Annotated in this window: 6 protein-coding genes; 1 reads left to right on the forward strand and 5 read right to left on the reverse strand. The window is 62.4% G+C overall.

Going from position 1 to position 21,658, the window contains the following annotated elements; all coding sequences use genetic code 11:
• Nucleotides 1–28: 28 nt before the first annotated feature.
• The gene (gene sda / locus ACFFSY_RS28710; RefSeq protein ID WP_377500669.1) at nt 29–232 is read right to left on the reverse strand and encodes a sporulation histidine kinase inhibitor Sda; all 204 of its coding nucleotides are present in this window, start codon (nt 230–232) and stop codon (nt 29–31) included.
• Nucleotides 233–256: 24 nt separating this feature from the next.
• A complete protein-coding gene (locus tag ACFFSY_RS28715) occupies nt 257–454 on the reverse strand; it encodes an XRE family transcriptional regulator (RefSeq protein WP_377500671.1) in 198 nt (65 codons plus the stop codon).
• 151 nt (nt 455–605) lie between these two features.
• Between ACFFSY_RS28715 and ACFFSY_RS28720 the strand changes: the two genes are divergently transcribed.
• Nucleotides 606–1,040, forward strand: coding sequence for a helix-turn-helix domain-containing protein (locus ACFFSY_RS28720; protein WP_377500672.1), 435 nt, complete (start codon nt 606–608; stop codon nt 1,038–1,040).
• A gap of 120 nt (nt 1,041–1,160) precedes the next feature.
• Here the strand turns inward: ACFFSY_RS28720 and ACFFSY_RS28725 are convergent, their stop codons facing one another.
• From ACFFSY_RS28725 to ACFFSY_RS28735, 3 genes are read right to left on the reverse strand one after another with little or no spacing between them, the layout of a single operon-like run.
• A complete protein-coding gene (locus ACFFSY_RS28725; protein ID WP_377500674.1) occupies nt 1,161–9,311 on the reverse strand; it encodes a non-ribosomal peptide synthetase in 8,151 nt (2,716 codons plus the stop codon).
• A 31-nt stretch (nt 9,312–9,342) separates the two neighbouring features.
• Complete coding sequence (locus ACFFSY_RS28730; RefSeq protein WP_377500676.1) at nt 9,343–19,887, reverse strand: non-ribosomal peptide synthetase; 10,545 nt, start codon at nt 19,885–19,887, stop codon at nt 9,343–9,345.
• A gap of 3 nt (nt 19,888–19,890) precedes the next feature.
• Nucleotides 19,891–21,552 carry a type II CAAX endopeptidase family protein gene (locus ACFFSY_RS28735; RefSeq protein WP_377500678.1) on the reverse strand — a complete coding sequence of 554 codons (1,662 nt, stop codon included), beginning with the start codon at nt 21,550–21,552 and terminating at the stop codon, nt 19,891–19,893.
• Nucleotides 21,553–21,658: the final 106 nt, after the last annotated feature.

Raw genomic sequence — 21,658 nt, forward strand, 5'->3', positions numbered from 1 at the left:
GCCAAGCTCCGCGCGTCGGAACCTCGGCTTAACTGGAGTCGCTGCGCTGCCGTCCGCCATGCTCCTCTTCGGAGACCGGGAGCGCCAGATGCCTGCGGAGTATCTCCCGCGCGAGCATCCCGATGAAGGCCCGCTCCAGTCGCAGCGCTTTCGCTTCCCGGTACGTCTCCAACACCGCTTCGTCGGATAATCGGCCGAGCAGCAACTCTCGTCCGCTTCTCGGCGGGATCATGGCCGACACGTCCGGCCTGTCCGCTTATGGTTCTTCAATGTCCAATACCTCCATTACGAGCTTGCGGTACTGCTCGGCTTTGCGCGTACCGCTGATCAAGTTCGACAATCGATAGACGGGGATGTCGTAGCGGCGGCAAAACTCTTTCTGATCCAATTCCAATTCCGCCAGCCTCCGCTTGATCGCCCAGCCGAACGGCGTGATCGGCTTCGTCCGTTTCACCGCCGGTCCCCTCCCTGCTTATTTCTTGCTTGCCGGATATGCTATAATTTTCATAATCTGTTTTTCTCATTATAACGTAGTTAAGTCATTGTTCAACCTAAAATTTACTTAAATACGTGTTTTCGTCCTATTTTTGGAGGGATTGCGGTCCATGCAGACTATTTACGAACGAATCGAATCGCTCATCGCGCGGCGCGGAATGGCGAAGAAAGCGTTTTGCGAGCAGTTGAATATCTCGACGGGCAATTTTGGCGACTGGAAACGCAACGTCTCCGCCCCTTCCGCCCGCAAGTTGATCGAGATCGCCGCTTTTTTCGACGTCAGTCTCGACTGGCTCATGACCGGCCGCGAGTTCCAACCGCGCCAAGCGCGCGTGAACGAGAGCCGCGAGCCTTATTTTTTTGAGTCAAGATGGCAACTCGATTGCCGCATTAGCGACCTGCCGGAGAAGGAACGCGCGTTCATCACGGAATATTTGGCGTTCAGCGGGTTCCGCAAGGAGCAGGAAGCGAAGCTGACGGAGCAGAGGCAGTCGGCTGCTGTGAATAAGAACGAGAAGACGGAGAAAGAGGAACCGAAAGGTTAGCTTCTCGGCTTGAATCGTTCCTGGTGCCTGGAGCGTACGACGGCCCGGCCTTCGCAATTATGCGAAGGCCGGGCCGTCGTTGTTGGAGCGGTTATTGCCGGACAACTACTGCATCGCTGCTCACGCGCGCATTTCCTCCGTCCGGTTCGACTGCTCGTCTGGTCGCGTCTCGACCGGCGCATGGCGCAGCGTAATCGCGAATATATGCATGCCCGGGCTGTACGGGAGCTGAAGCGCAGCCGTCGCCTTCCGCCCATCGAGCGCATGCTTCTGCATGAATATGCGTCCGGGCTGGTCGATGACGAAGGTGCGGACTTCGTTGCGCTCCGCAATCCGGCCTTCCCAGGCGATTCGCTCGCCGAAGCGCGGCGCGCCCGTCCAATCGGTGAACCGTAAGCGGAATACCTCCTTCGTCCCGTCTTGGTACACCGCCGTGCATGGTTCGATGTAATTCCCCCACTCGCTGCAGCCGAGCAGCGCGATCTCGTCGTAGCGGCCTTGCGGCAGCCGGATGATTTGCCCGTGGCACGAAATGTTGTCGTTGCCTCCATCGAGCAAGTCCCCGAAGCGAAACGGCCGATCATCCACCTGGAATTCTTCGCTTGCAAGCGCTTCGTCCGGCAAGAAATACGTCCCCATGCCCGTCAGATTCGCCCGGTCGCTGCCGAGACTGCCGAAGCCCTGGTCGTTCATATAGGCGCCAAGCGGCACGGATGTGTACACGCATTGTTCAGCCGGCTCTAGCTTATGCTCCGCGTTCTCTTCCGGCTCGGCAGAGGCAGCTGCTTCTCCCGCTTGGACCACAGCCGCTTCCTGGGCCTCGCCGATGCCTCGCAATTCGATCGCGAGTTGTTCCTCGAACGTCGCGATGTCTTCGATCTTGGCAGCCAGCAGCTCTCCATGACGGCCTTGGGCAGGATTCAAACTCGCCCGCACGAGAATCTTGTTGATTGAACGCCACCGGTTGCTCGCTTCCTCCAGCCCGTCGGCTATGCCCCCTAGCGCCGGCACGCCGTCTCGCGCCGCCAACTCCCGAAGCAAGCCCGCGAACATCATGCGGCCGGTGCTCAGGTCGAAGATCGTGCGGATGAGCGGCGCGTCGTGCCACGTCCCCGAATCGCCCCATTCGACGGCCAAATCCAGACCCGCTCTTACGTCCTGCGCGAAGGAACGCATCTGATCGAACGGCGAATTCCCGCCTTCCGTGCGCGGCGCATGCGTCAGCACGACGCTGCGCCAGTCGGCCAACTCGGCCGCATCCCGCGTCTTATGCATAACCGCGTGGTTCAAATAGGCCGCGAGCAAATCCGCCTTCGGCAGCGGCTGCGCGAACTTGCCGTACCAGCTGTCCGAGCAGTAGAACGTCTCGCCATCCCCGCTTACGCCGATGATCGTCGCCGCATGAATGCGCGTATTGTCCGGATTGCCGAATCCGCCGTCCCACGGAATGGCATTCGCCTTGACGGCGGCCAAGACAGGGCTTCCTTGACGGAGCTGTTCGAGAATATCCGCGACGGCAAGCCCGACATCGGTCAGCGTCCGGTCATCGAGCGCCAGACCGTGGTACCGCTCCAGCAGCAGCGGGTCGAAGCGCCGCAGCTCGCTTAAGCAAGCGCCCAGCCGCGAAGAGGCATTCGACACGTAGCCGAACGTCCATGTATCGGCGAACATGCCCGCCGAGCCCCGTCCGTGCCAATTGGCGACGGCCACGATCTCCATCTCGGTGCAGTACAGAAATTCGATATAGCGCGGCTCCACCGTAATTAGCGGCGGCAGCTCCGCAGGCACATCCCGCATGGCCGCGATCGGCTGCGCGTAGGCGCTCGCCTCCGCGATTCGGGTGTAGCGGAACAAATGCTCGATATCGACCCGGTACCCTCGCTCTTCCAGCTTGGCGGCGGCCTGGATCGCTTTCATCGAATCGCCGCCGAGCGCCATGAAGTCGTCGTGGATGCCGATTCGCGCAAGGCCGAGCAGCTCCGCCCATACGTCGGCCATCGCCCGCTCGACGTCCGTGCGCGGCTCCGCGTAATCGGCGGCGAGCGCGGCCGCCGCGCTCGGCTCGGGGAGCGCGGCGCGGTCGACTTTGCCGTTAGCGGTTAACGGAATGTTGTCGATCGGCACGAAGTATGACGGCAGCATGTAGGAGGGCAGCCACCTGGACGCGTAAGCGCGAAGCTCGGCCGGCGATAGACCCGAAGCAGATACGTAGTAGGCGCAAATGCACTTAGCCCCGTGCGGATCGGGCCGGTCGAGCACGACCGCTTCCCGGACAGCCTCATGCTTGATCAGCTGCGCATGGATTTCGCCAAGCTCGATCCGGTACCCGCGAATTTTGACCTGATGGTCTACCCTTCCCATGAATTCAATATTGCCGTCGTCGAGCCAGCGAGCCATATCGCCCGTCCAATACAACTTCCCGGCATGGAACGGATTGTCGATGAACCGTTCGGCCGTCAACTCAGGCTGATGCATATAACCGGAAGCCAGCACCTCTCCGCCAATGTACAACGCCCCCTTCACGCCGATCGGACAAGGCTTGAGCGCTTCGTTCAGAATGTAATAGCGCGCGTTCTGAATCGGCTTGCCGTACGGGATGCTCGCCCAGTATGGCTGCACGTCCCCGACGGGGTAGTAGTTCGACCAGACCGTCGCCTCCGTCGCGCCCCCGAGGGCGATGACGCGCGCGGACGGGACAGCGGCCCGCAGTCGGTCCGGAAGCGTGACGGGAATCCAATCCCCGCTCAGGAAGACCAGACGCAGGCTTGCGGCGGCCGCTTTCTCGCCCATCGCCTCGAGCGTCGGCATCAGCTGCTGAAGCGCCGCGGGCGCGGAATCCCAGAACGTGACCGGCTCGCTCCGCAACATGGCGGCAAGCGCGTTCGGATTGCGTATCTCCGACCGCGAAGCGATACGGATCGAGGCTCCGGCTGCCAAGAAGCCGAAGATATCGTACACCGACAAATCGAAGCAGAGCGACGTCATGAACAGGACGCGGTCGCCCTTGCCGATGCCATACGTCTTGTTCACCCATTCGATCAGGTTGATGACCGGTCGGTGCTTCACCATGACGCCTTTCGGCGTGCCCGTCGAACCGGAGGTGAAGATGACGTAGGCGAGATGATCCGCCTTGGACGAACATTCGGGGTCGGTTGTCCCATAGCCCTCGAGATGCCACCGTGTCCATTCCGAGACAACGATCGGCGCCGGCATATCCGCCGGCGAGTCGGTTCTTCGCATGACGATATCGAACCGGTACTGCAGCTCGTTCGGGAAATCCGCCGCACTGCGCTCGATGGCCGGCTCGACTTGCAAGCCCCCTGCCCTCTTGGCCGCATAATCGAAGAAGCTTCGGCTCGCGTACAACAATTTGTCCATGTTATATGTCGGCCGGTACGCACCTTGATGCTCGCGCGCGAAAACCGCGAGCGACTGCCGGAACGTCTCTTTGCGTTCCTCGTCCGGCACGTCCGCGATGAAGATCCGCCCGTCCGGCGCAAGCAAGCGCCGGCATTCCGCGATGACCGCCTCCAAATACCGGTAGCCCGGGAAGAACTGCGCCGCGCTGGCGATGATGATCGCATCGAAGCTTCCGTCCGCCAAGCCGCGCGTCTCGTGCGCGAAGCCTTCCACCAGCGACACCGCCGGATAAGCCCCGCCCGCCAGGCGCTCGTGGTTGCGCCGCTGGGTGAGCGGCGAAGGATCCATGCCCACGTAGGCCGCTACGCCGCCGGCGAGCTCGAACATGATCAGCCCCGAGCCGCAGCCGATCTCCAGCACGCGGGAACGCGCGTGAAGATGCGGCTTGATCAACCCGGTCACGTGCCGCACGTATCGGTCCACCTCGGCCTCGCTGAACGCTTCGCCCGTGTAGCTGCTGACGAAGCCGCCTTCCTCCACCCGGCCTTCCGCGCTTCGGGCGACGTAATCCCATAATGCCTTCACCTGCTCGGCGTCGACCTGTTCGCGCTCGACCCGCGGCTGCTCTTCGTCTAGCAGGACGATGTCGCGCAGCTGCGGCAGCGTCCATTTGAACGCTTCGAACGGACGGAATGCCTCGGCCTGCGTGACGAGATGCGCGATGCCGGAGCGGCTCATGATGCCCTCGATCCGCTCCCGCGGGAATTGCGGCTCGAACGGCACATAAGCGCCGCCAGCCTTCAAGATGCCGAGCACGCCGACGATCATGTCGACAGACCGCTCGACGATGACCCCAACGAGCGTCTCAGCCCCAACGCCTCTTGCCTGCAGGAGCGCGGCCAATTGGTTCGCTCTCTCGTTCAATTCGCGGTATGTCCACTGCTGGCCGCCGCCTGCGACCGCGACCGCCTCCGGATCAAGACGGACGCGCTCCTCAAACAAGCTTGGAATCGTCCGATCCCCATCGTAGACAGTATCCGTCGCGTTGAATGTCTCCACGATGCGCTTCGTCTCGTCCTCGCCCATGTAATTCAAGGAGCCGATCGCGCGCTCCGGCGCTTCGATGATCGCCTCTAGCAGGTTCGCGTAATGGGCAGCCAGCCGCTCGGCCGTCTCCGTCTTGAATAACGAACGGCTGTATTCCAGCAGACAGACGATCCGTCCATCCGCGGGAACCGCGGTCAAGGCAAGATCGAATTTGGCGACCGCATGAGACAACGGATACTCTTCCGCCTGCAAGCCGCTCCATGCCGGCAGCGGATTCTCCATGTTTTGCAGCGCGAACGCCGCGTCGAAGAGCGGATTGCGGCTGAAGTCGCGCGCCAGCCGAAGCCGGCCGACCAGCTCTTCGAAGGGATAATGCTGATGCTCGTAAGCGCCGAGCGCCATCGCCCGCACTTCCCGCAAATAATCGGCGAACGGCTTGCGCGGCGCCGGATAGCTGCGCATCGCCAGCGTGTTGACGAACATGCCGATGACCCGCTGCGTCTGCGAACTCGAGCGGCCCGCGACCGGCGAGCCGACGACGACGTCTTCCGCCCCGCCGTACCTGCCGAGCAGCGCGGAGAATGCGGCCAGCATGACCATGTACAGCGTCGCCTCTTGCTCCGCAGCGAAGGCCGTAAGCCGCGCGGTCAACGCTTCCCCGAGCTCGACCCGGATTACATCGCCTTCGAAACGCCGCAGCGCGGGTCTGGGGAAGTCCGTCGGCAGATCCAGCACGGGCAGCTCGCCCGCGAACGCGTCAAGCCAGAACCGTTCATGCGCCGCGTACGCTTCGGTCTGCTCCAGCCGATGCCGCCAAACGGCGTAATCCTTGTATTGGATGTGCAGCGGCGCGAGTGCCTCGCCGGCGTAAAGGCGCGTGAACTCCTCCACCAGCAGATTGATCGATACGCCGTCGGCCACCATGTGATGCACGTCGATGAGCAGCAGATGCCGCGCGGGAGCGAGCCGGATTACGCCTACGCGCAGCAGCGGCGCCTGTCTCAGATCGAACGGCCGGACGAACGCAAGCGCCTGCGCGCGGGCATCCTCCTCGCTGGCCTCCGAGTATTCGATGACGAGCCGCGCCTCCGGCTCGATCCGCTGCACCAGCTCGCCCTGCACCGTGTCGAAGCTCGTGCGGAGCGCTTCATGCCGTCGGATCAGCTCGCCGAATGCGTATTCCAGCCGCTCCCGCTCAAGCGGCCCGTTAATGCGCAGCGCCATCGGAATGTTGTAGCTCGTAGCGGCGCCGTCCAAGCGGCTGAGCACGTACAGCCGCTTCTGCGCGGAGGTGGAAGGGTAGAACTCCGCCGGCTCCGCTGCTGGAATGATGGCCCCTTCCGTGCGCGAAGCGGCGCTGACAGCCTCCGCCATGGCTGCAAGCGTCGGGTGATCAAACACGTCGCGAAATGCGAGCGTTGCGCCCGTCTGCTCATAGATGCGCTGCAGCAAGGCCGCCGCGCGCAAGGAATGACCGCCAAGCTCGAAGAAATTCCCGGTCGCCTCGACGCTCGGCACGCGCAGAATCTCCTTCCAGATGTCCGCCAGCTGCGCTTGGCCTGGCGTCAACGGAGCAGAGGTCTGCGACGATGGAAGCGCCGCTTCGATAGCCGGCAGCGCTTTGCGGTCGAGCTTCCCGTTCGGGGTTTGCGGCAGCCGGTCCAGACGTACGAACCCCGACGGCACCATATAAGCCGGCAGCCGGGACCCTAGGCGCTCCCGAAGCAGCGAGATCGGAATCTCGCGCTCCGATGCGTAATACGCATACAGCGAGTAGGCGCCGTCCTCGTCCGCTCGGGCGACGACGGCCGCTTCAACCACTTCGTCAAGCGCGAGGAGCGCAGCTTCAATTTCGCCCGGCTCCACCCGGTATCCACGGATTTTGACCTGTTGATCCAGCCTCCCCAGACATTCGAGCGTTCCGTCCGGCTTCCATCTCGCCAAGTCTCCGGTTCGATACATCCGCTCGCCAATCGCGAAAGGATGCGGGGCGAACTTCTCCGCGGTCAGTTCTTCGCGCCGCCAATAGCCTCTTGCCAGCCCGTCGCCCGCGATGCACAGCTCGCCGGCCGCACCCGTCGGCATCAATTGCCCGCTCGGACCCAATACGTAAATCTGCGTGTTCGCGATCGGCTTGCCGATTCGGGTATCGGAATCTCCGATCGCCTCGTGAACGGCCGACCAGACCGTCGTCTCCGTTGGGCCGTACATATTGAAGATGCGAGCCTGCGCGACGCTTCGCAGCTCGCCCAGCAGCGCCGCGGGTAGCGCCTCGCCGCCGAGCAGAATACAGCGAAGACCGGCGATCGCCTCGCGTCCCCGCGGGTCAGCCAGCAGCAGCCCCATCCGCGAAGGCGTCATCTGCGCCGTGCGGATGTTCTGCGACGCGATCCACGACGCCAAACGCGACGGGTCGCCCTGCTGCTCCATGTCCGCCATGGCGACCGTCATGCCGATCGTTAACGGCAGCAGCGTCTCCAGTACGAAAATATCGAACGAATAGGTCGTGACCGACAATATCGCGCCGCCTGGCTCGAACGGAATCCGGGCGGTCATGCCGACGAAGAAATTGTGCACCGACCGATGCTCGATCATGACGCCTTTGGGCATGCCCGTTGAACCCGATGTGTAGATGACATACGCGAGATTATCCGCGCCGGACAGCGGATCAAGGTTGGTGCCATCGGACGCGTACGCGTCCGGATCGTCCAGGAATACGCTTGCCCCGCCGAATGAGATGCGCCCGGCGAGCGAGCGGTGGGCCAGCAGCAGCTCCGAGCCGGAATCTTCGGCCATATGACGGATGCGCGCGTCGGGAAACTCCGGATCGATCGGCACGTAAGCTGCGCCCGCCTTCAAGACGGCGAGCAAGCCGGCGACCATATCGGCGCCGCGCTCCGCCATGACCATCACGAGCCGGTCCGGTCCCGCGCCCGCTTGACGCAGCGTCCGGGCAAGCCGGTTCGCCCGCTCGTTCAGTTCGCGGTACGACACCCGCTTAGCTCCGAAGACGACCGCCGTCTCGTCCGGCGTTCGTTCCGCCTGCCGTTCGAATAGCAGATGAATCGTTAAGCCGGATTCGTAAGCGGTGTCCGTGTCGTTCCAGCCGCAGCGCATCGTCGCGATTTCCGCCGGCGGCATCGTTTCGATGTCGTCCAGCGGCCGGTCCGGATTCCGCGTGATCGCCTCGAACAAGTGGCACAGATGGCCCAACATCCGATCGAGCTGGTCCGCCTCATAGTGCAGCTCATTGTATAGGAGCAGAATGCGAAGATCCGCTTCGTCTTGCTCGAACCGAAAATGAAGGTCGCAGCTGAATCCATCTAACGAATCGGGCGGATGAAGCCCGCCAAGAGACGCCAGCGTCGGAATGACAGGACGGCCGCCTTCATCCAAGCGATACGTAAGCCCTGCCGCCATCTCGCGGAACGGGATGCCGCGATGCGCCATCGCCTCGCCGACCGCTAGTTTGGATGCCTGCAGCAGCGTCTTGAGCGTGCTGTCCCCGGTCGCCTTCGTCTTCACGATCAGAAGGCCGCTCTCCGCGGACGAACGATCCTGACCGACTGCCCGAGGGACGCCCAATATAACGGTCTCTTCATGAGAATATTTGTAGATCAAGCTTTGGAGGCCGGCCAACAGCAGCAGATAGAGCGCCGCAGGGGAATCCTTCGCAATAGCCGCCAGACGTGATCCCGTCTCTCGCGGAATCGTCCGAACAAGCTTCGCACCCGCCGGGTTCTCGCCGCAAGCGCCGATGAAACGGTTCGTCGCGGGCTTGCCGTAAGGCAGCGCCGCAAGCGCATCCTCCTCCGCGAACCGCCCGCTCCAATATACGCGCTCTTTCTCGAATACCGTTCTCATGAACATCACACCCCGATTGTTGGAATTGTCTCTAGAAGGCAAAATCAAGCGACTCCCATGCGCTGCCCGCGTCATGCGGCTCCTCGCCGCCAAGCGGGATGTCCTGCAGCGAGATGTCCGGCGATTCGGCAATCGCGCCAAGCAATGCGAGATACCGATCTTTCATCCGTTCGATCGTACTGCGCGCGTATAAGTCGCCGGCATAGACGAACGTGCCTTTCCAAGCCCCGCGTTCCTTATACAGATCAAGCGTCAAATCGAATCTTGCGGCGCGCCGCGCAAGCTCGAGCGGCGCAAGCGACAAGCCGCCCATCGGCGCGGCAAGCATATCCGGGTCCTGCATGGCGAACATGACATCGAATATCGGGTGTCTGCCCGGTTCGCGCTTGACCGCCGGCAGCTCCGCGAGCAGTTCGAACGGATAATCCCCATGCTCGAACGCCTCCAGCGCGCGCAATTTCGTATCGTTCAGGAATTGCCCGAACGTAAGACCGCCGGCCGGGTTGCAGCGCAGCGGCACCGTACCGGCGAACATGCCGATGAGCGGCGAGGCGAACCGATGATCCCGGCCGGATACCGGCGTGCCGATCGTGATGTCCTCTTGACCCGTATAACGGGAGAGAAGGGCGGCGAATCCCGCAAGCATGACCATGTAAAGCGTGCAGCCGCGCTCCGCCGCGAGAGCGTGCAGCCGCTGCGCAAGCAGGGGTTCCAAGTCAAAGGCAACCGCGCCGCCATCGCGGCCTCGGGACGGTTGACGCGCATAATCCTCCGGCAGCCGAAGCACCGGCAGCTCTCCTGCCAACGAACGAAGCCAGAAGCGCTCCAGATGCTCCCGGCGCGCGGCGAAGCGCGTCTGCTGCCATGCCGCATAGTCGATGTATTGAACGCGCAGCTCCGGCAGATCCCCACCTTCGTACAACAACGCGAATTCACGAATGAGGTTGCCGATCGACAAGCCGTCCGAGACGATATGATGCATGTCGAACAGCAGCAAATGTCGATCGGGCGCGAGACGGACGATGCCGGCGCGCAGCAGCGGCGCGCTCGTCAGCTCGAATGGCCGGACGAACCGGTTCATGTAGGAGTCGGCATCCGCTGCATCCTGTACAGCTTCCAATCGCTCGAGCCGAAAATCAACCTTCGCCTGTACACGCTGCGCCGGCGCGCCCTCATGCATGATGAAACTCGTGCGCAGCGTCTCGTGACGGTTGATGATCGCCGCAAGCGCCGCTTCCGCCCGGTCCGCATCAATCCCGCCTTCCGCGAGAATCGCGCTTGGCATATGACTTGCCAATTCGCCGCCCGGCATCTGGCTCTCCCAATAGATCCGGCGCTGCGCGATGGAGAGCGGGTGCAGCTCGCGTCGCGGAACGAGCGTAATCGGGGCTTGGCGCTTCCCGCGTTCCTGCATGTCGATTACAGCCGCTAGCTCCCGAATCGTGGGCGATTCGAAAATTTGCCTATACGCCAGATCGGCGCCGAACCGCTCATGTATGGCACCAAGGAGCTCCGCCGCCTTCAAGGAGTGGCCGCCAAGCTCGAAGAAGGACCGGTCGACGCTCGGACTTGCAACGCCGAGCATTTCCTCCCACATCGCCGCAAGCTCCGCCTCGGTCTCCGTAACGGGAGGCAAATAGGCTTGCCCAGCCGTCTCCATGTCCGGCTCCGGCAGCGAATTAACGTCCACCTTGCCGCTAGGCGTCAAGGGCATGGACGCGAGCGGCACGAGGAAGGCCGGTACCATATAACCCGGCAGCTTCGCCGCCGCATAAGCCTTGAGCTTGGCTGGCGCGAGGTCGGCATCCGGTTCCTTCGTATAATAAGCGCATAGATAATCATCCAGCACCGGGCTGCGCCGCACGATGACGGCCGCTTCGCGAACGCCGGGACATGCGCTAAGCACTTGTTCGATTTCGCCAAGCTCGATGCGGAAGCCCCGTATTTTGACCTGATGATCGATACGGCCCAAATATTCGAGCTGGCCATCCGGCAGCCACCTGGCCAGGTCGCCGGTCTTATACACCCGTTCCCCCTCGCGGAACGGACTGTCAATGAACTTCTCCGCCGTCAGATCCGCTCTCCCGTGGTAGCCGCGCGCAATACCGTCGCCGCCGATCCACAGCTCGCCCGGCACGCCGATCGGTTGGCGCTGTCCCGAACCGTTCACCACGTAAGCTCGCATATTGGGAAGCGCCCGGCCGATCGGCACCGAACGAACGGCCGATGCAGTCTCTTGGCTCTCCGATTCGCAATCCGACCCGGCCGCTTCGCCACCGGTATGACGCTCGTCTTCCGCCTGCCACCATGTCGCGCAAATCGTCGTCTCCGTCGGTCCGTACGCATTGACGTATGCCGCATGCGGCAGCCACTTGCGAACCTGCTCCGGCGAAGCGGCCGACCCCGCCGTCACGATGAGGCGAAGCGAAGGCAGCCGCTCCGGCGCAAGACCGAGCGCATAAGTCGGCGGTAATGTCGCGACCGTAATGTCGTGCTCGTTCAGGAAGCGCTCGAACCGCGAGAAGCTGGCAATCGTCTCTTTGGACGCGATATGCAAGGATGCGCCCGCGAGCAGCGCCATGAACGTCTCCCATACGGAGGCATCGAACGAAGCGCTCGCGAATTGGACGATCCGGTCTTCCTGCCGGATGCCGAGTCCGCGCTTGAAGAATTGCTCCAAATTGAGCATGCCGAGATTGGGCACCATGACGCCTTTCGGCGTGCCGGTCGAACCGGATGTGTAGATGAGATAAGCAAGATCATGCGGTCCGTTGACGGACTCGGGATTGCCCGGATCAGGCCAGACGATCCGGCTGCCGTCGCCGAAGAATTCATCCGCGATCAGCCGCTTGCCCGTCCAATTAACACGGTTCAGATGCCGCCTCTCCGCGATGAGCAGCGCGGAATCGCTATCCTCCAGCATGTAGCGAATGCGCTCCGGCGGATATTCCGGATCGATGGCAACGTAGGCGGCGCCGGATTTCAAGACGGCGAGCGCGGTCGCGACCATCATCCAGGAACGGTCCATCGCGATCGCGACGCGACTTCCGGAATGCACGCCCACGACTGCTAACCGCGCGGCCAGCGCATTAGCGCACGCATTCAGTTGCGCGTAGCGGATCACGTGACCTTCGCTAACGACGGCGGCGCGGTCCGGCGTTGACGCCGCCTGCCGTTCGAAGGCGCGCGCGAGCGTAATCGTCCGGTCGTAAGCAAGCTCCGGAGGCTGGAAGTCGGCCAAGCCGCGCGCTTCCGCTTCGGTCAGCAGCGCAAGCTGCGCGATCGCAAGTCCGGGGTCGGCGGCCGCCTGCCGGACGATATGGGCCAAATGCCCTGCCATGCGCTTCATCGTATCCGGACGGAACAAGCTCGTGGAATATTCCCATGCCAGCATCAGTCCTTCCCCTCGTTCCACCGCGTCGAGCGTCAGATCGAAGCGGGAGAAGCGCTGCGGCAGGTCGAACGGCTCCGCCTTCAGCCCCTCGTCCAGCATGGCAGGGTTCTGCCTTCGCTGAAGCACGAACATGACCGCGAAGAGCGGGTGCCGGCTCGGATCGGCCGGCAGGGCAAGACGTTGAACCAGTTCCTCGAAAGGGTATGCCTGATGCTCGAACGCTTCGATGGTATGCGCTTTGACGGCCGCGACGAAATCCTTGAACGACAGATCGCCGCGCGGACGGTTGCGAAGCGCGAGCGTGCCGGCGAACATGCCGACGACGCCATCCCCGTCCGGATGCGTTCGTCCTGCGGCCGGCGTGCCGACGACGATATCCTCCTGGCCCGAATATTTCGCCAGCAGCACGTTGAGCGCGGCGAGTATGACCATGTAGAGCGTCGCGCCGGTCTCGGCGGCGATGCCCTTTGTCAGCGACAACAGCTCTGCATCCCACGCATCGTAATGGCGCGCGCCTTCATGGCGCTGGCGCGCGGGACGCGAATAATCGGTCGGCAGCTGGAGAACCGGCGGCCGCTCGGCGAAGACGCCGCCCAGCCAGTACGCCTCCTGCCGCCGCTTCCGCTCAGCCGTTAAGGACGACTGCTCCCACACCGCGAGCTCCTTCGCTTGAAGCTGGAGCTCCGGCAATCGTTCGCCCGCATAAAGCGCCGCGAAATCCGCGATGATGACCTGCATGGAGACGCCGTCGGCGATGAGATGGTGGAAGTCGAAAAGCAGCAGATGACTGCCCTCGTCTTGCCCAATCCGAAGCAAGCCGGCTCGGGCGAGCGGTGCTTGCTCCAGATCGAACGGACGGACGAAGGCTAGCGCGATGTCCGCAATGCCGAACTCTGCGTCCGTCTCGTACAGCTCGATATCGAGCAGCGCCTCTGGCAGTACTCGCTGAACCGGCGCGCCGTCCTTCCATTCGAAGACGGTGCGCAGCGCTTCGTGCCGGGCGACAAGGCCGCGCAGCGCTTCGTCCAGACGAAACAAGTCGAGCGGTCCGGTCAGCTTCACGGCACCCGGTACGTTATAGAGCGTCTTCTCCGCGCCGGGCTGCTGGGCAATCAACATCAATCGCTTCTGCGCGGAAGTGACGGGGTATTCGCCCGTAGGAGTTATCGCCGATATCATTGCGGCAGGCACGGTCTCTTCCACGCCTCTACCGTCTAAACGGCTGGCCAACTCGCGGATCGTCGGGTATTCGAACAGCTCCTTGAACGATACTTGCGCGCCGATCCGCTTGTAGATGCGGGACATGTATGCGGCCGCATCGAGCGAACTCGCCCCAAGCGCGAAGAAATCGTCGGTAACGCCGATGATGGGGCGGCCGAGCAGCTCGCGGCATATGTCCGCAAGCGCTTCTTCCGTCGCGCTTGCGGGCGACGAATGGCCGGTTGGCGCAGTGCTGCCTTGCGCGCCTTCACGCGAAGCGGTCAACCGTTCGGCGGACAGCTCCAGCAGCGAACGCTCCGTACAATAACGCAGCGGCGCATAGTAAGCCTCGTGCAGCAGTCCTGACGTTACGAACTCCTCGGCATGCCACGGCCCGGGATCGCCGATCGCAGAGAGCACCGGTGCCGATATCATACTCAAAGCAGATCGGTCCGTATCGACTGCTGACGGGATATCGCTTGATTCGCTATACGAAGCAGCCGCATGCAGTCTACCCGCCACTTCCGCTTCCCTTCCCCGCTTCGGCCAGTCCACGGCAGCGCTGGCCGTCTGCTCGCCATCCCTTCCCGCTCCAACTTGGGAACGCGCGCGCGTCTCCGTGATCGCCCAGGTATCCTCTAAACAGTCAACGTGATCTAACGTCGGTCTTTCCTTCTGCCTCGCATTCTCTAGTGCCGGGAGCGGCGCCTCCGACAACGCGATGAACGCTGGCGATGCCGGCGCTTCGCTCACGTCGCATCCGAATACGGTGATGCCTTCTTCTTCGCTGCCGCGCGTCCAACCGCCGCGCTCCAGATACGCGAGCATCGGCTGATTCTTCGCGCTGCGGACGAACGGCGCCTCGATCCGTTGAAGCCCCTGCCGCTCGGCGTGCCGCGCAAGATAGGCGACAGCCGCATCTTCTACATGTCGGCCCAGCACGCGGCAGCTCAACATGAACGCATGGATGCGCAGCGTCTCTCCCCGGCTCTCCGCAATGACCGCACCGACGAGTCCGTAATCGCCGAACCGGTCGCGCGCTTCGATTGCCCAGCCCGCGATGTTCGGCTCGGCCAACCAACGCGCGAGCTCCGCCTCCGTACGTCGAACCGGGTTCAGATTGAACTGGTTCGTCCGCTGGGTCAGCTGCGCGACTCTGCCAAGCTGCTGCGCTGTTAGCGGACTCATGCTCATCGCAAGTCCGAGGTTATGCAGGAAGTCGTCCATGGAGGACGCCTCGCTGCGCGCTTCTACCCTCCGGGACTCGGACTTGTAGAGCTGCGTGCGCATCCGGTCTTCCTCCGACGTCTTCCAGCGGTCGAACGCCCAGACATGACGCAGGAACGAAGGAATTCGCGCCGGGTCGTCCGGCAGCCGAAGCGTCAGCACCTCCGGCAGCTCGCCCGTCATCGCCGCGCATTCGACCGGACTGTCGTCGAGGAAGATGAAGCTGTCCAGTCCCAGGTTAAGCTGCTTGGCCATCGCCCGCAGATTATCCGGCTTCGGCTGCCAATTCACCGCAGCCTGCACGATATGCTCTCTCCGCAGCAGCATATCCGGGTGGCGATCGAATACTTCCCATACGTCGGCTTCATTGTTCTTGCTGCAGAGCGCGATCAGCATGCCGGCGTCATGAAGCGCCAGCGCCCGACGTTGCACTTCCTTGAAAGGCGCCGTGATTTCGACGCCGAGCGCGCCGTCCTCCCCGCACACGCCCTTCCACAGCGTATTGTCGCAATCGAGCACCAATACCTTGAACGGCGGGCGCCGCCATGCGACGATGCGCCGCGCCGCGCAGGCGCCGATCGCGGCCTCGAACGATTCGCCGAACGGCATATGCGCGGCGGCCTCCTTGATGGCGTCGAACGGCTCGGCGATGCCGTATTCCTCGGCCGCGCGGGTGCAATCGACCGAGAACGCATGGCTCATCGTCTCGACTTCGCGCATCAGCCGTGCTTGCTTCTCCTTGATCGCGGCGGCAAGACCGTCCGGAATGCCCAGATGCGGGGTAACCGGCAAGACAGCTACGCCAAGCGGAACCTGCTGCGGCGCCCGCTCAAGCGCGCCGATCAGCTCCTCGTAGAGCGCATCGAGCGTCCGGCGTCCCGCCGCTTCGTCCAATCGATCCTCGCCCAGCCAATCCTCGAACCGGATAAGCAGCAGGTTGATCCCGTCGTTCTCCGCAAGCGTGCTCTGACGATCCAGCAGCTGCTGGAACACTTGATTATAAGGGGCAATCTCCGCATGCAGGCGGATGCCGAAGCGCTCCGTCCACGCCTCGATGCGCCGGCCGATGCCATCTGCCGTGAAAGTCGCGCTAATGACAAGGCGCACGGACGGACGCTCCTCCCGTTGCGGCTGCGCGGCCGGCACATCATTGCGCCTGCGCCTTTCGCGCATCTCCGCCTCTTCTTCCGCGCTCCACGGCGCGAGCGCGGACAACGGCAGCGCGAGCATCGCATCCCCTTCGTTCGCAAGACGTCCGAACAACTGCGTCAGATGATTACCGAATCGCTCCATCGTGCCGCGCTCGAACAGCTCCGAGCTGTAGTTGAGCGCAAGCCTGATCGAACCGTCCGGCTGCGGGTAAGCATCGAGCTTCATATCCAGCGGCGCCGCTGGCTGCGATAGCGGATAATCGGCCACGCGCAGACCCGCGAGACCCGCGCCTTCCGGACTGCCGGCTTGAAGCCCGCTCACCCCTCCTTCGTTGTGGAAGATGAACATCGTGTCGTAGAAGGGATTGCGCGACGCCTCCGTCTTGCCGGCCGACTGCCGGATCATCGCATCATACGGATATTCGTGCGCGAGCGCCTCCCGAAGCGAACGGCTCGACTCTGCCAAGTAAGCTGCCAGCGCAGCTTCGCCTTCAGCGCGTACGCGCACGGGCAAGTATTGAATGAACATGCCGACGAGCCCTTCGAGCTCCGGCAGCGGACGTCCGGCGGCAATCGTCCCGATCACCGTCTCCGTCTGCCCCGCATATTGGCTGACGAGCAGCGAATATAAGCCGAACATCAGCGCGTTAAGCGTCAGCTGCCGCGAGCTTGCCAGCAAGGCCAATCGCTTCGCCGTCTCAGGCGGCAGCTCGAAGCGAATCGTCTCGCCGGCAAACGTGCGAGCGGCCGCATGGCGATTACGGTCAAGCGGCAGCCGCAGCGGGGGAAGGGGCGCCTCCAGCTTCTCCCGCCAGTAGTCCGATCGCCGTTTCGCCTCCTCGCCTGCCAGCCATCCCTGGTACCAGACGGCAAAGTCCGTATACTTGACCGACTGCGGAATTAAGGTTATTCCTTCGTACAACCGCAGCAGATCATGCATGACGATGCCGAAGGAAGCGCCGTCCCCAACGAGATGATGCATATCGAGGAACAACAGCTGCTCCTCATCCGCTAGCTGAACAAGCCCGACCCGCAGAAGAGGCGCACGGCTAATATCGAACGGACGTATCCATTGCCGCAGGATGCCATCTGCCTCTTCGGCGCCGTAAGCCCGCGCAATCAGCAGCTCGACCTCGGCCTCTTCCTCCGCGATTTGAACCGGTTCCCCGTCCTGCCAATCGAATCGCGTGCGAAAAGCCTCATGCCGGCTCACCAGCAGTTGGACCGCCCGGCGCAGCCGTTCGGGCTCGAGCTTGCCCCGGATCGCGAAGGCGAGCGGCATGTTATAACCCGTACCGGATGCGCCCCGCTGCTCCTGCACGAATACCCGGCGCTGCGATGGCGTCAGCGGGTAGTAAAGTCGCTTGGCCATAGCCGGGATCGTAACCGGGGCTTGAATCGCGAACGACGAAATTTCATGATCGCTTCGAATTCCGGCGTCGACCCGATGCCCGAGCGCCGCGTTCGCGGTCCCGCCGCCGCAGCTGTCCACGTACGCCGCCAATTCGGCTACCGTGTCGTACTGCATCAGATGAACGGCCTCCAGCATGGTCATGCCATGCTGCTGCCGGAGACGGTTCACGATCTTGATCGCCAGGATGGAGTCCCCGCCGAGCGCGTAGTAGCTCTCCTGCACGTCGATCGTAATCAATCCGAGCATATCGGCCCAGACGGATGCAATGACGCGTTCGGTTAGCGTGCAATGATCCTCCTGCCCGCCGGCCAACGCATATTCTCCTGCTGGGACAAGATCCAGCCAGCAGCGTGTCCGTTCGAACGCATAAGCCGGCAAATGCACCCGGTTCCGCTTCGTGCCCGCATTCAGCCGCTTCCAGTCGAAGCGTGCTCCGTTCACGTATAACGCCGCCAATTCGTCAGGCCGCATATCCTCCTGGCGAGCCTCGCTAGCATCCTCTTCCGCAGCGCCATAGTAGATGCCATCCGCCTCGTCGGACAATAGCCCGGATTGCGTCAGGCGGTGTAGCTTCGCCAGCAGCTCCCTCGTCGAACTGCATACGATGGCGAGGCGGAACCGGTAATGCCATCGACCGGTTTGCGCCGTATAGGCCGCATCCGCGAGCGGCACATCTGCCAGCCGGTCGGCTTGGTCCGTATATGCGCGAATCAGCGCTGCAAGCGAAGCTTCGCTTTTGGCCGATATCGGGAAGACACGCGCTTCCCCTTCTGCAAGAGGCAACCCTCCTGCCGTTACCGTATCGGCGAAGTTAGCAGCCCGGTTCGCCGATTCCGGCGCTTCCTCCAGCACCATATGGCAGTTCGTGCCGCTCATCCCGAACGCGCTGACGCCGCAGCGGCGCGGCCGGCCGTTCGTCTGCCACTCGGCAAGCTCCGCGTTCACGTAGACCGGCGAGTCTTCGAACGGAATTTGCCGGTTCGGCGTCGTGAAGTGAAGCGATGCCGGAATGAGCCTATGGCGCAGCGCAAGCACCGCCTTCAGCGCGCCCGCGATGCCCGCCGCGTGGTCGAGGTGGCCGATGTTCGTCTTAAGCGACCCGACGGCGACGAACTGCTTGCGGTCGGTATAGCGGGCGAACGCCCGGCTAATGCCCTCGATCTCGATCGGATCGCCCAGCTTGGTGCCCGTGCCATGGGCTTCAATATAGGAGATCGTCAGCGGATCGATGTCCGCGTCCTCCCACGCCCGGACGATGACATCCTCCTGCGCGCGGACGTTCGGCGCCGTCAGCCCGACAGAGCTGCCGTCCTGATTGACGGCGCTGCCTTTAATAACCGCATAGACCGCATCGCCGTCCGCCAGCGCGCGGGCGAGCGGCTTCAGCATCATCGCCACGACGCCTTCGCCCGCGCCCGTGCCGTCCGCGCGGTCGTCGAACGTCCGCGCCCGCCAATCGGACGCCTCGATACCGATTTTTACTTCGTGGGCCAAAGGCAGCAGCGCGATCTTCACGCTCCCGGCGATCGCCATGTCGCACTCGCTCCCGCGCAGCGCCTGGCATGCGGCATGCAGCGCAACGAGCGAGGACGAACAGGCCGTATCGATGCAGACGGCCGGCCCCTTCAAGTTCAGCAGATACGAGATCCGACCCGCGATGACCGAAGAGAGATTGCCAGGCACCGCAAGCGAGAGGAGCGCGGGATCGACGTCCGCGATCATGCTTTTGTAATCGTGCATCGTGTCGTTATTGAAGCCGACGTACACGCCCGTGCGGCTGCCGTCCAGCAATCCGCCGCCGTATCCGGCGTCTTCGATCGCCCGCCATGCCTGCTCCAGGAACAGCCGCTGGTTCGGCGTCATCAAGCCCGCTTCCTTCGGCGACAGACGGAAGAAGGCATGATCGAATTTGTCGATCTCGCCGAGGAACGCGCCGTCATAATACGCGGCTTGTTCGTCTTGCATCCCTTTGCGTCTCAAGTATGCGTCCGCGTCTCGTCTGCGCGACGGCGGGAAAGGGGCGATGCCGTCTTTGCCCGCCCGAAGCAGGTCCCAGAACCGATCCGCATCTTCCGCCTCCGGGAGCTGCGCGGAGATGCCGATGATCGCGATATCTTTCCGTGATTCCTCCTCGATCCGGGTTCCTTCGTTCGCTTCTTGGTCCCACGTCAACATATCCAGATCGAGCATCGGTCAGCCCCCCATTTCCATTGATACCGCCGTCGTTTTCGATTCTGCCGCTTGACCGCGCCGTTCGGTCGTCCCGCTGGCCGCCGCGCCCGTCTCGCGTTCCCGATGGCGGTACAGATAGATCATCAACCCGACGATCGCGATCGAGCTGACCGCGAGAAGGACGATCAGCAGCGCGCCGTAGGGGATATCCAATTTGCGGAACCAGTAATAGGTGAAGAACAGCAGAAATTCATTAATGATCGGCGCCCAGATCGAGCGATACCATTCGAACATCGCGCTGAAGATCAGCGCGCCGGCCAGCGCATAGACGGTCATCGGGATGTCCCAGTTGAAGAACAAGCCGCCGTAGATGACGCCGCACATAAGGATGGACAGCGTCATGTTCATCTCCGTGCGCAGGACGTTATAGACGAGCGCGCGGAAGAACACTTCTTTGTACACGGAATGAATGAGCAGGAAGATCACGAGAATAACGAACGTCGCGGTCGTTAAATAGGAGAACAGCCCTTCGAACTGCGGGAACGCCTCCGCAATGTAAGGGATTTTGAAGAAACTTTGCACCCAGATGCCCATTGCCACGCCGAGCAGCCCGATCAGCACCCCGGATTTGGCGGGAATCGCGCTGAAGTTGCTCACCTTGATCAAGCTTTCCTTATGCAGGACGCGCATGACCGCATAGTAGACCGCGAGGGCGATTAAATCATAGATGACGAAGCCCAGCACGTTGTTCGCCCGCAGGAACGGTTCGATCGACTTGATGGCAAGCAGCTGGTTGTTCCAGAGCAGCAGCGATGGAATGTAGATCAGGAAGTAGAGGAACACCCACAGGACGAGATTGCCGACCATGACGTTGTAGCGCATCGTGCCGTGCCCTCTCCAGATGACGAAGACCGTATACACCATAAGGAATAGGCTGATCAGCGCGCTGAAGAACAGCGTCGCGTCGCGGAAGGTCGCGAACGTCTCATGGAGGCCGAATTGCTTCGTCGTGAAAATGAACGCGTTCATGACCGCGGACACCCATATCGTCGACCAGATCGACCCGGTCCGCAAATAAACGAAGCTATAGATGAGGGCCAGGAAAAAGGCGATCATCTGCACGGACGAATTCGGCTGCGCATACGCATACAGAACGGCCTGTATGAGGAACGTCGCCCAGATCGGCACCGTCCGCCGCAGCAAGTTGAAGATGACGCCGCGAAAGAGCACTTCTTCGAACAGAGGTCCGATGACGGCGAGGCCAATCAGCGTCAATACGAAGCTATCCGAACGCATGAACAGCGCGACGTACTCCTCGAAGCCCGGGAAGGCTGAAGCGACGAACGACAGCTTCAAGATCGACAGGTAGAAGACGCCGATCGCAAGACCAAGAATCGTCAGCGCGATCCAGTTCTCCCGCGACAGATTGACGAACCGGCTCATCGCAATGACGTTGTCGGTCCGGCCGTCTTTGCGTATTGCCTTCTTGAGGCCGATAAAACCGAGCAGCAGCACGGCGGTAATCGCGAAGTTAATCGTGATCCACACCGGAACGTTACGCCACAGCACGTCGTTATACGCCGGGAACAACGGGACGACGATCAGATTGTGAATGAGCGAGACCGCCGTATAGACGCCGAAATAGATTAGCAAATTGCCGAATAGCTGGACATATTTTTTCACGTGCGTCCGCTCCTTTGGTTGGACTAGGACGGGGATACCCGGACCGCGAATTCGCCGAGTATCCCCTCTAGCCGGGGCCCCCCGCCCCACTGGAATATAAGCCTAT

This window comes from Paenibacillus aurantiacus (assembly GCF_042431225.1).
Classification (GTDB): Bacteria; Bacillota; Bacilli; order Paenibacillales; family Paenibacillaceae; genus Paenibacillus_Z; species Paenibacillus_Z aurantiacus.